We start from the raw sequence: 11,641 nt of genomic DNA on the forward strand, positions 1-11,641 counted from the left end.
ACCCTCACCCGCCCTCCGGCACCTGTCATGATGTGCGACGCCTCCCGCGTCACTCGGCGCGACAGAGGGTCGTGCCAGCGACTCTCTGCTGCTATCTTCATTGCCCTACGTCAGTTTCAAATCCGCACCGAGTGGTTGTGGGTGACGCCGCTTCCACGGCAGCCGAGGGGGCGCGCCCGGACGCAACCCCGTTGTCGCTCCTCGGGTTCGCCCGTCGCACCCGTGGCGGCCACGGGCCGGCGACAACCCGCGGTACGCCTGACGCCTGCCGATGCGGCTAGCTTGCGTATCACCGTCAACCAAGGGGCTTGGATGGTGGACAACTTCGGCGGACCGCCAGCGCCGGCGGGGCAGCTCAGCAGGCACCAGCAGCTGGCCATCGGCGCGCTCGCCGCCTCGTTCCTGATGGTGGCGGTGGAGAGCACCAGCGTCTACGTCGCCATACCGAGCATCCAGCGAGGGCTGGCCCTGTCCACCGGCACGGTGCAGTGGCTCATGTCGGCGTTCCTGATCAGCTTCGGCGGCCTGCTGCTGCTCAGCCCCCGGCTGGCCGGCCTCTTCGGCCGCCGCCGGTTGTTCGCCGCCGGCCTGGCGGTGGTGACGTCCGCCTCGCTGCTGTCGGCCGTGGCCTGGTCCGGCGGTGTGCTGATCGCCGCCCGGGCCCTCCAGGGCGCCGGCGCGGCACTGATCGCGGCCACCGCGCTGCCCCTGCTCGTGATTGCCCTCGGCAGCGGTCTGGTCCGGGCCCGGGCGCTGGGCCTGTGGACACTGATCGGCGCCTTCGGCGGCACCGCCGGGCTTCTGCTCGGCGGGCTGCTCACCGACGGGCCCGGGTGGCGGTGGGTCTTCCTCGTCAACGTGCCGGTGGGGATCACCGCCGCCCTCCTCGTGCCGGTCCTGCCGGCCGACCCGTGCCCCCGCTCCGGGCGCCCGCTGGATCTGGTCGGAGCGGCGAGCCTGATCGGCGCGCTGGCCCTGTTCGGCTGGGCGATCGTCGACGCCTTCGCAGGGGACGGCTCGGTCGGTGGCACGCTGCTACGGATGGCCGGCTCGGCCGTGCTGCTCCTGCTCTTCCTGGTCAGCGAGTCCCGCGCCGCCCGCCCCCTGGTCCGCCCCGAACTGCTGCGCTCCCGGACCCGGCTGGCCGGTCTCGTCGTGCTGCTCGCCGCCGGCACGGTGGTCGACGGGATGCTGCTGCTGATCACCCTGTACGGCCAGCAGTCGCTGGGACTGTCGGCCATCGGGTACGGCGCGCTGATGGCCGCGCTGACGCTGCCGTCGGTGATCGGCTCCTACGCCGGGCAGGCCGTGGTGCTCCGGCTCGGGCTGCGCACGGTCACCATGTCCGGGATGGCCCTGGCCGGCGCCGGCCTGCTGGCGCTGGCCATGGTGCGTGGCCCCCTGGCCACGGGCAACATCGTCGGCGTGCTGCCGGTCATCGGAGCCGGCGCGGGGGCGGCCTTCGTGGCCGCGCAGATCGCCGTGACGCTCGGCGCCAGCGACGCCGACTCGCCCACCGTCTCAGGCCTCACCGACGCCTCGTTCAGCATCGGCGGGGCGCTCGGCCTGGCCGTCGTGTCGGCCGCGCTCGTCGCCCATCAGGCGGCGCCCGGCTCGCCGGCAGCGCCCGCGCAGGTCGCCGCCGGGCTGCAGACCGCGTTCGCGGTCGCCGCCGGCCTCGCCGCCGTCGGCCTGCTGGCGGCGTTCCTGCTGCTCCGGCGCGGCATCGCCGCCCGTCCCGTGGCGCTGCGTGAGCCGGGTGTGTGACAAGAGTAATGTCACCGGTCACCGATGGCCGTCGAGCAATTATTATGTCTCAATGTCTCGACGCGGGTACGGCCAGGACTGCTCGATCGCACGCGCGCTGGACGTCGTCGGCGAACGCTGGACTCTCCTCATCATTCGCAACGCGATGATCGGCGACTGCCGCTTCGACTCGTTCCTCAACCACCTCGGGATGGCCCGCAACGTCCTCGCCCAGCGGCTCAACACGCTCGTCGAGGCGGGCATCTTCGAGCGGGTGCCCTACGCCTTCCGCCCCCTTCGGCACGAGTACCGGCTCACCGCCCGGGGCCGGGAGCTGGCACCGGTGCTCACCGCCCTGATGCAGTGGGGTGACAAGCACCTTCCCGGTGACGGCCCACCGCCCCGGGTCACCGTCCACGCGACCTGCGACCACCCCGTCGAGATGGTGCTCGTCTGCTCGGCGTGCGGCGGGCCGGTGCCGCAGGACGAGGTGACCACCCGGCCCGCCGCCCACACCCACTGCCCCGCCGGCTCGCCGGCGGGGTCCGCCGACGCCGCTGTGCACACCGCGCCGGCCGCGGCCGCGGTCGGCGCGGCGACCGGCTCCTAACCCGGCGCGGCGACCGGCTCCTGACCCGGCGGTCCGGCCGGAGCTGATCCGGCCGGCAGGCCCGGGCGTCCCGTGTCGTCCGAAGTGGGACGACAGCGCAACACGGAAGACGTTGCGGGCCTCGACCGGGCCGGAGAATGAGGGGACCGCATCCGGCAAGGAGGTCGTTCCCCGTGGTCGTAGCGGCTGCTCCGGCACCTCTTGCGCACGACCAACTGCTGGTCTTCCTCGCGGCCGTCGCGGCCCTGCTGCTCCTCGCCCGCCTTCTCGGTGCGCTCGCCGAACGCTTCGGGCTGCCCGCCGTGGTCGGCGAACTGCTCACCGGCGTCGTCCTGGGCCCGTCGCTGCTGGGACATCTAACACCGGGGGTCACCGGGTGGCTGCTGCCCAGCGACCCGCGGCAGATGCACCTGCTGGACGCCGTCGCCCAACTTGGCGTCCTGCTGCTCGTCGGGGTCACCGGGACCCACGTCGACCTGTCCGTGCTGTCCCGCTACCGGCGGGCGGCGGCCGCGGTCAGCGCCTGCGGTCTGCTGATCCCGCTCGGCCTGGGCATCGGGCTGGGCCTGCTGATCCCGGCCTCGGTGTCGGCGACACCCGACCCGCAGCGGTGGACCTTCGCGCTCCTGGTGGGGGTGGCGGTCTGCGTCTCGGCCGTGCCGGTCATCGCCAAGACCCTGTCGGACATGCGACTGATGCACCGTGACATCGGTCAGCTCATCCTCGCCACCAGCACCATCGACGACGTGGTCGGGTGGCTGCTGCTGTCGCTGGTCGCCGCCGCCGCGACCGTCGGGCTCACCGCCGGTGCCGTCGGCCTCGCCGTCGGGTACCTGCTGGGTTTCATGGCGTTCGCCGCGACCGTGGGCCGGGTCGTGGTCCGGCACGTGATGGAGCATGCCGCCCGCTCCGGCGAGCCCGGCCCTGCGGTGACCGCAGCCGTCATCATCGTGCTGCTGGGCGCCGTGACCACCCACTCGCTGGGCATGGAGGCGCTGTTCGGTGCTCTGGTCGCCGGTGTCCTCATCGCCGCCACCCGGTCGGCCCAGGTGCTCCTCGCGCCGCTGCGGGCGTTCGTGCTGTCGGTCCTGGCGCCGCTCTTCCTCGCCACCGCCGGCCTGCGGATGGACCTCACCGCCCTGGCCGAGCCGACCGTGGCGCTAACCGGGCTCGCCGTGCTGGCGGTGGCGGTCGTCAGCAAGTTCGGCGGGGCCTTCCTCGGCGCATGGCTCGGTCGGCTCAACCGGTGGGAGGCACTGGCTCTCGGCTCGGGTATGAACGCCCGCGGCGTCATCCAGGTGATCGTCGCGCTCACCGGCCTCCGGCTCGGCGTGCTGAACACCGCCATGTACACGGTCGTCGTGCTGGTCGCCATCGTCACCTCCCTGATGACGCCGCCCCTGCTGCGCGTCGCCACCGCCCGCGTGGTCGAGCGCGACGATGAGCGTCTGCGCCGGATCGAACACGACACGTGGCGGGACGCGCGACCGGTACGTGAGGTACCCCCGCCGGCGGTCGCCCGCGCCGACGGTCCCTGAGACACGTGACCGGCCGGTGGCGCTCAGGCCCACTCGCCCTCGAAGAGCGGGGCGACCGGCCGCTCCCGGCGCCCGATCCGCAGATCCCCGAAGATGGTGCTCCGCTCCGCCCGGTCGACCTCCGCGTCCAGGTCGATACGCAGCTCCTCGGAGGCGTCGTGGGCCGCGCCGATGAGTACGATCTCGGTACCGGGGTGGTCGAGGAAGCCCGGCGGGTCGAGCGGGGCGAAGCGGCGGCCGTGGAACTCCTTCTGCAGCGCGCCCGGCAGCTTCACCTTCCGAGGTCCGCGCAGGCCCACCCCGGGCGGGGAGGGTGCCTGCGGGTTCTTCACCGTGACGATGTAGCTCGCCTCCGGTTCGATGCTGAGGTCGTGCTGCGCCGGGCCGGGGTGCAGCGGCAGTTCGAGTTCGTACGCCAGGTGGGTGTGGTCGTCGTGCCGGGCGATCACGTACGCGCCCTCCGCCACGGGCCGGGCCGGCGGCTGCTTCCGCTCGTCGCGGGTCCTCGTCCGGTACCGGCGCGCCCGCAGGGTCTCGTGCAGCTGCTCCGGCCGGTCCACCACCTCGTCGACGAACGCCCAGAAGCGGTCGTGCTCGTCGATGTCGGGCAGCCGTTTGCGCCCCACCACCAGGAGCCTCAGGTGCCGCCCGTGCCACGGATGCATCACCACGAACAGCCGTTGCACCTCGTCGAGAGAGTCGACGTGCTCCTCCTCCACGCGGGGGCGGTAGAGGAAGTAGATGTCCCCGTCCTCCAGCAGCTCGGCCATCCACCCCGGGTACCCAGGAAAGCCGGCGAGCCACCCGCTCCGCCGCCCCGGGGAGGACTCGAACCTACCCCGCGCACGAATCCGACAAATGCAGCGAGCAGTCGTGACATTGCCCGTTACATTGGAGTCCACTATTATGCAGAACAGTCTCCATTCAGGGCGCGGCTAACCGACGCCGGAAGAAATAGGAATCAGGTTCAGCAGCTGTCCTGGCAGGTGGGGGGCGGCCAGGTGCCGGGCCAGGCAGGCGACGCCGAGACCACGCATGTCCGGCATGTTGCCCCCATACGTCGAAGATTTGCCTTTTCGACTTTGCCCACACCGGACCAACGACTCACTAATCCACATCTGCCGCTATTCGTAACAGAGCGCCACTACCATCATCGCGACACCGATTGACCGGCGTCACCGAGGAAACATCCCGGAATGGGTGGGGAACCGGAAGGGGTGGGGATGAGGGCGATCCCGGCCGCGTCCTTGGTCATCGGCATCGCCTCCTCGCCGGCCGAACGCAGACGGCTCGCCCAACTGCTCGGCGGGACGGATGCCTTCCTGATCGTCTCGAGCGTCGATCAGGTTCGGGAGTTCCTCGGTGCGGCCGGGGCACCCGCCGCCGCGGCGATGGCGCCGCCCGTCCAGACCGTGGCTGCCGAGTCCGCCGACGACGCCGGTCCGCCACCACCCGACCTGAGCGTCGATTCCGACCGACGGGTGCTGCGGTGGCTGGACCGCGAAATCGACCTGACCCCGCTGGAGCACGATCTCCTGTTGTGCCTGGTCGGCTCGCCCGGACGAGTCTGGACCTACCAACGGCTGCATCTCGAGGTGTGGGGTAACGAGCACCTCGGCCGCGGTTCCGACCTGCATTCGGTGGTGCGCAGGGTACGACGCAAACTCGCCCGGCTGGACGCCTCGGCGACGATCCACGCGGTCCGCGGGGTCGGCTTCCGCCTCACCCCGATCTGACCATCACGCGCCGCTGCAGCCGCCGGTGAGCTCCGAACCTGGTCCGGCCCGCCTGGGCGGAACCCAGGCGGGCCGGACCTGTCGGCTAGCGGTCAGCTAGCAGCGGATGGGGAGCAGCGCGAAGTCCTCCACCGTCGGGGTGCTGGTGGTGATCCTCGTCTTACGGGTCTGGGGCTTCCAGCCGTCCTTGGCGACGATCATCGTCATCGGGTTGTTCCGACGGTCCATCCAGTACGCGTACGTGCCCTCGGCGTCGGTGGCGAACGTCCACGACATCGCCCACGAGTCCACCTGGACGACCGCACCGGGAATCGAAGAGCTCACACCCTGGCAACTCGTCCCGGTGACGACACCCATCAACTTGCCCCAGGTCTTCGGCGGCTGCACGTTCATCGTCACCGCCACCGGCTGCACCGGGTACGGGGTGTTCTCCTTGATCGAGACCGACCCGGAGTAGGTACCCGGCTGGTCGACGTTCGCCGTCATCCCGACGGTGACCGTGACCTGCTGACCCGGTGCCAGCGTGACTGCTGTCTTGTCGACCGTCATCCAGCTGACGTCGGCGGGACCCTCGCCGCACTCCTCGAACCCGGGCAGCGCCTCACTGTCCGGGGTCGCGTTGAATTGGCCGGACGATCCGCCGATCTTGTAGAAGCCGCACGCCGCGGCGCCGCGGTACCGGGCGGTGTTGGCGTTCGGCAGGTTGGACCACGAGTTGGTGGCCGGGTCGTAGGCGAAGCCGGCGTTGGTGATGGCGCCCCCCTGCGAACCGCCGACGACCAGGAACCTGCCGTTCGCGACGGCGAACGAGCTGGCCCAGTTGTCGGCCGGCGCGTCGGCGATGGCGGTCCAGGTGTTGGCGCCCGGGTCGAAGGCGTAGCTGGCCTTCTGCGAGGTGGAACCGTCGTTGCCACCGGTGCAGTAGACGACGCCGTCGATCCCGCCGCAGGAGAGGAACGCCACCGACTTCGGGTAGTCGGGCAACGTCTCCCAGCTGTTGCTGGCCGGGTCGTACCGGACGACATCGTTCGACATCGGCGTACACGACGATGTGGTGCAGCCGCCGACGGCGTACAGCTTGCCGTCGACGACCGCCTGGCCGGCGGCGGAGCGCGGCGCGGGGTTGTCGGCCTTCCCGGTCCAGGTGTTGGCCGCCGGGTCGTACGACCAGGTGGTGCCGTCGGGCCCGGACGCAGCCCAGCCGCCGGTCGCGACGATCTTCCCGTCCACGGCGCCGACGGTCATGGCGTTACGCGCACCGGGAAGATCGGCGATCGGTGCCCAGCTCTGTGCGATCGGGTCGTAGACGAAGTTCTTCGTCGTGGACGCCGACCCGTTGCCACCGGCGATCGAGTACACCTTGCCGTTCAGGTTCACCACCCGGTTGTCCATCACGTTCGCCGGGTAGTCCGCGATGTCCGTCCAGGGCTCCGCCTGCGGCCCAACCGCGGCGGATGCCGCCGTCGCCGACTTGCCTGACGCCGTCGCGGCGAACGACGTCGGGACCTCCAGCCGCTGCTCCGGAGCGCCGCCGGACCCGAGCACCTCCTGCTTGCTCAGCCGGGACCCGTCGGCCCGGAGGATCTCGAACCCGCCGTCGCGCTCGCCGAACTCGACGTCGACCGGGGCGCCGCCGGTGTTGGTCACGGTGAACGTCTTGTTGCCCTTGCCGGTGGGCATCCGGACCGTCCCGCTCACCTGGGCCGGCTGAACCGACAGGCGGCCGGCCGCGAGCTGGAAGTTCACCGCCGTCGCCCAGTCGGCCCCGACGTCGACCTGCTTGCGCTGGCTGACGTAGTTGGCGGCTTTCGCGCTGAACGGGTGGGTGCCCGGCAGGGAGGAGAACAGCCAGAAGAAGCCGTCCGCCAGCCCGGGGTCGTTCGGGGTCGCCACGGTGGTGGCCTTCTCCGCGGGCCGGTCGTCGCTGGTGACGGTGGCCCCGTTGACGTAGCCGCTGTCGTTCCTGTCGCGGACGTGACCGAGCACCAGGCCGCCGTCGGTCGGCTCGCAGCTGACCTGGCTACCGATCAGCACGTTGTCGACCTGCCACCACCACTCGTAGGAGGCGTCGTAGTAGTGAAACCGAACCCGGACCTGTGCCTGGCCCGCGGCCTGCGGGATCGGTATCTCGGTCACCCGCGGTCCGCGGACGTCGGCCGCCTGCCGCAGCACGTTCGTCCAGGTGGTGCCGCCGTCGATGCTGAGATCGACATCGGCGCGGTCGCTGCCCAGCCAGTTGTAGTCCTGGTTGAACCGGATCACCGGTGCCGCGACGCCGGTGAGGTCGACGACCGGGCTGACGAGTGAGGTGTCCTGCCGTCCGCCGGTCCCGTAGTCGTCGCTGTCGATGATCGCGAAGTTGCCGGTGCCGCCGGTCAGGTTGCCGCGGTTGCCGTCGTCGGTGAACTTCCAGACCTGGCCGGTGCCCGCGTGGTCCGCCACCGACCAACCCGCCGGCACGGTGGTGCCGTCGAAGGTCTCGTACTCACCGTCGGAGCCGTACCGGTAACCCGGCGCCGTCGTGCAGGCGGTGTCCTGCACCGGCACCGCGACGTTGGCGGTGGCGTTGCCCGAGCCGACCACAACCTCCTTGGTCACCGTCTGGTAGCCCGGGTACTGCGGCTCGACCTTCAAGGTGTACGTCGTCCCGGCCGGCAACGTGAGGCTGTAGCGGCCGGAGGCGGGTGTGGTGTGGTCGGACACACCGGACGCCCCCTCGACGGTCACCTTCGCGTAGAGCGGCCAGCCGTGTCCGGAGCCGTCGGTGACCGATCCGCTGACGGTGACATTCGGTACCGGCGTCAACGCGGCGTTGATCGTCGTGGTCGCGTCGGTGGTGACCGTCGCCGGCACCGTCCTGCCCTCGTAGCCGAACGCCGCCACGGCGACCTGGTAGTCGCCGACCGGAAGGAGAGTGGAGTAGGTTCCACCGTTCCCGGTGGTCAACTGGCGATTCGCCGCACCGGTCAGGGTCACCGTGGCACCCGCGATCGGGGCACCGGTGGCCGCGTCCGTGACCGTGCCGGCCAGGGTGCCGGTGTCGCCGATCGGGGCGGAGTTGAGCAGCGCGAGCGCGTCCAGCCGGCCCTCGCCGTACACGTTGTTGTCGTCGGTGGTGCCACCACACTGGGTGTCGGCCTTGTCGATCGCCGAGTTGTCCAGCAGCGCACGGGTCGCGTCGACCTCACCGACCAGCGCCGGCGCCGCCGACCACAACAGCGCGATCGCGCCCGCGAGGTGCGGTGCCGCCATCGAAGTGCCGTTGAGGCTGGCGTAGCCACTGCCCGGAACGCTGGATCGGACGTTCACACCGGGCGCCGCGATGTTGGGCTTGGTCTCGCCGTTCTGGCCCGCGCCACGGGACGAGAAGGCGGCGATGGTGTTGTTGATGTCGTAGGCACCGGCCGAGTAGTTGCTGACCAGGCTGCCCGGCGAGCCGCTGGTCTGGCACGCCGAACCGCTGTTGCCGTTGGACCAGATCCCGAAGATGCCCGATGCGGTCCAGGCCAGCGTCACGTCCTCCATGAACGGGTCGTTGGAGGGCAGCGTCGATCCCCACGAGTTGTTGATGATGTTGGGCCGCTTGCTGGCGTCCGGGTTCTGACCGTTGAGGTCCGTCGGCTCGAGCATCCACTCGCCGGAGGAGACCAGCGCCGCGTCACTGGGGCAGCAGCCGTTCGCCGCGATCCACCTGACCTCGGGTGCGACGCCGATCTGGTTCGCACCGGCGGAGCCGGCCATCGTGCCCATCGTGTGCGTGCCGTGACCGTCGCTGTCGCAGGGCGCGGCGCAGGTTCCGGCGGCTCGGAACCAGTTGTAGTTGTGGTCGAACGTGCCGTCGCCGTTGTTGCCGCGGTAGGAGCCGACCAGCGCCGGGTGGTCGAACTGGACCCCGGTGTCGATGTTCGCCACCGTGATGCCCGCACCCTTGACGCCGTACTGGGACCAGACGTCGTCGGCGTTGATGTTCGCGATGCCCCACTCGAGGGCGTTCACCGTCTTCTCGTCGGTGCCCTTGCTGACCTCGGGCAGCTTGTAGGCGACCGGAGCGTACAGGCCCTCGACCTCGGCGTGGGCCGCGAAGCTCTGCGCCATCGCCAGCGAACCGCTGCTGACCTTGATGGCGTTGGTCGCCCAGAACGTCTGGTACGTGGCGCCGTTGCCGTCCAGCTCAGCCCGGATCTTGGCCTGGCTGTCGCCGGCGGTCTTCTTCAACGCGTCCGCGACCGCGGTACCCCGCTTGGCCCAGTCCTTGATCGTACTGGCCTGGGTCAGGTCCGCCCTGTCCTTGAAACGGATCCAGAAATCGCTCTCGCTCTTGGCTTGGAGCCGCTTCGCGAGATCCGGGCGAATCTTGTCTGACGCGGAGACCGCGGCTGCTCCCGCCTTGGTCGTCACGGCCTGCGCGGCTGAGCCGGTTGCGGCCAAACTTGTCGCGGCGAGGACAATCGCCGCGCCGGCGCTCACCAGAGATCTGGCTATGCGCCTGGCGGGTGGACGTCTGAGCATCGGTGCTGCCTCCTCCAGAACGACCCAGAGTTGATCGAGCCATGGTGGAGGGTGCCGGGAGCCCGCCTCCCTTGTGGATGAGACCGAAACGAACGAACCCCCTACGCCCCCCAGGCGCCGCGGGTCACGCCGGCTGCCCGTGTGGACACTATGATCGAGAATGAAGGACGATCAAGCACACGACGTAAGCAAGTTGTCACTATCGGTTGCTCGGTAGTCGGCAAGCTTGACCATCATTGTCACGGTCATGACGAAGCCGGGCAGAAGTTGCCCTTCGTTTCCGGGTGGGGTGCGGTGGCCGAGGACGACGAGAGCACTGTTCCGGGCGGATCCGAACCGGCCGAGGAGCTGTTCCCGCTGTTGATCGCGGTGACGCCGTCGCCGGCCGAACGGCTGCGGCTCGCGGAGCGCCTCGACGGCCTCGCGCCGCTGCTACTGGTCGCCGACCTCGACGAGTTGCGCAGGCTGATCGCGGCCCCGCAGCAGCTTCCCCGGGCGGCGTCCGCGCAGGCGCCCGCCGCCGAGCCAGCGGTAGCCGACAACACGCTACTGATCGACTCGACCCGGTCCACCGCCCACTGTGGCGACCGCGAGGTCGGCCTCACCCGACTCGAGCACGACCTGCTGACCAGCCTGACCACCGAGCCGGTCCGGGTCTGGAGCTACGCCGAGCTGCACCGGTCGGTCTGGCGTGACGAGGGGCTGGAGCGCAAGGCGGACGTGCAGTCGCTGGTGAAACGGCTGCGACGCAAGCTCGCGGAACTCGGCACCCGCGTCAGCATCGACGCGGTACGCGGCGTCGGGTTCCGGCTGACCGAGCACAAGCGGCCGAAGGTCGGCGGTAGGTGACGCCTGCCTGACTTGGGCAACCTGCACCCCCTGGCATGGAGGGTCAGGTCTCCGCTCCCTCCCCGCGGGGGTGTCGAGCACCTGACCGGACGGGGTGGCGAGGATGTGCGCCCGCACGGTTACGGCGACGACGGCGTCGGGGTTGACCGGGCAGCACGAGCCCCGACCCGCCGAGATCGCGGTGACTGCACCCGCGAACCGGCGCCCAGGTCACCCGGGAATCGCCGCGATGAGCTTGCGCAGCAGCGCCTCGTTGGCGGCAGCGTCGCTCGCGAAGCTGCTGATCTGCACCGTGAAGGCTCCCGCCCCGCTGATCACGACGGCCTCGGCCTCGGTCTCCCCGGCAGCCAGATACCCCTGGTCGCCCTTGTCCACGGCAGCCACCCCCTCGTACCGCTTCCCGGCCTGCTCCCTGCTGTACGCGAAGGTCGCCGACCCGGCCAACTCGGAGGCGAGCGTGACGGTCAGGATGGCGACGCCGTTCCCGTCGCGGAACAGGCAGTTGCCGTCGGCGTGCATGGCCCGGCCCACGATCTCCGAGGCCCGCTCGGGTGTGAACGGGCACGAGGGAATCGCCGCGTTGCCCCCACTGCCCTCGTCGATGCCATCGCCGTCGCTGCCCCCGCCGTTGGCTCCGGCCGGCAACCCGGAGG

At 70.6% G+C, this 11,641-nt stretch carries 8 protein-coding genes; 5 read left to right on the top strand and 3 right to left on the bottom strand.

Going from position 1 to position 11,641, the window contains the following annotated elements; genetic code table 11:
- Positions 1-312: 312 nt before the first annotated feature.
- From C1I99_RS22820 to C1I99_RS22830, 3 genes are all read left to right on the top strand, one after another.
- Positions 313-1,767: an MFS transporter gene (locus C1I99_RS22820; protein ID WP_158554095.1), complete on the top strand. Its 1,455-nt coding sequence runs from the start codon at positions 313-315 to the stop codon at positions 1,765-1,767.
- 52 nt (positions 1,768-1,819) lie between these two features.
- Positions 1,820-2,356, top strand: coding sequence for a winged helix-turn-helix transcriptional regulator (locus C1I99_RS22825; RefSeq protein WP_111136261.1), 537 nt, complete (start codon positions 1,820-1,822; stop codon positions 2,354-2,356).
- A 173-nt stretch (positions 2,357-2,529) separates the two neighbouring features.
- On the top strand, positions 2,530-3,894 hold the full coding sequence (locus C1I99_RS22830; RefSeq protein WP_199562356.1) for a cation:proton antiporter: 1,365 nt from the start codon (positions 2,530-2,532) through the stop codon (positions 3,892-3,894).
- Positions 3,895-3,917: 23 nt separating this feature from the next.
- Here C1I99_RS22830 and C1I99_RS22835 read toward each other — a convergent pair whose 3' ends face one another.
- Positions 3,918-4,664 carry a hypothetical protein gene (locus C1I99_RS22835; RefSeq protein WP_111136263.1) on the bottom strand — a complete coding sequence of 249 codons (747 nt, stop codon included), beginning with the start codon at positions 4,662-4,664 and terminating at the stop codon, positions 3,918-3,920.
- A 453-nt stretch (positions 4,665-5,117) separates the two neighbouring features.
- On the opposite strand from C1I99_RS22835, the gene C1I99_RS22840 reads away from it, so the two are divergent.
- Complete coding sequence (locus C1I99_RS22840; RefSeq protein ID WP_111136264.1) at positions 5,118-5,630, top strand: winged helix-turn-helix domain-containing protein; 513 nt, start codon at positions 5,118-5,120, stop codon at positions 5,628-5,630.
- A gap of 96 nt (positions 5,631-5,726) precedes the next feature.
- Here the strand turns inward: C1I99_RS22840 and C1I99_RS22845 are convergent, their stop codons facing one another.
- Positions 5,727-10,028, bottom strand: coding sequence for a S8 family serine peptidase (locus C1I99_RS22845; RefSeq protein ID WP_233512658.1), 4,302 nt, complete (start codon positions 10,026-10,028; stop codon positions 5,727-5,729).
- Positions 10,029-10,433: 405 nt separating this feature from the next.
- Here C1I99_RS22845 and C1I99_RS22850 point away from each other — a divergent pair, with 405 nt between their 5' ends.
- Complete coding sequence (locus C1I99_RS22850) at positions 10,434-10,988, top strand: winged helix-turn-helix domain-containing protein (RefSeq protein WP_233512659.1); 555 nt, start codon at positions 10,434-10,436, stop codon at positions 10,986-10,988.
- Positions 10,989-11,198: 210 nt separating this feature from the next.
- On the opposite strand, the gene C1I99_RS32860 is transcribed toward C1I99_RS22850, so the two are convergent.
- Positions 11,199-11,641 (bottom strand): hypothetical protein (locus C1I99_RS32860; RefSeq protein WP_158554096.1); only part of this gene is annotated, 443 nt, incomplete at its 5' end.

It is taken from the genome of Micromonospora deserti (assembly GCF_003236335.1).
Lineage (GTDB): Bacteria > Actinomycetota > Actinomycetes > Mycobacteriales > Micromonosporaceae > Micromonospora > Micromonospora deserti.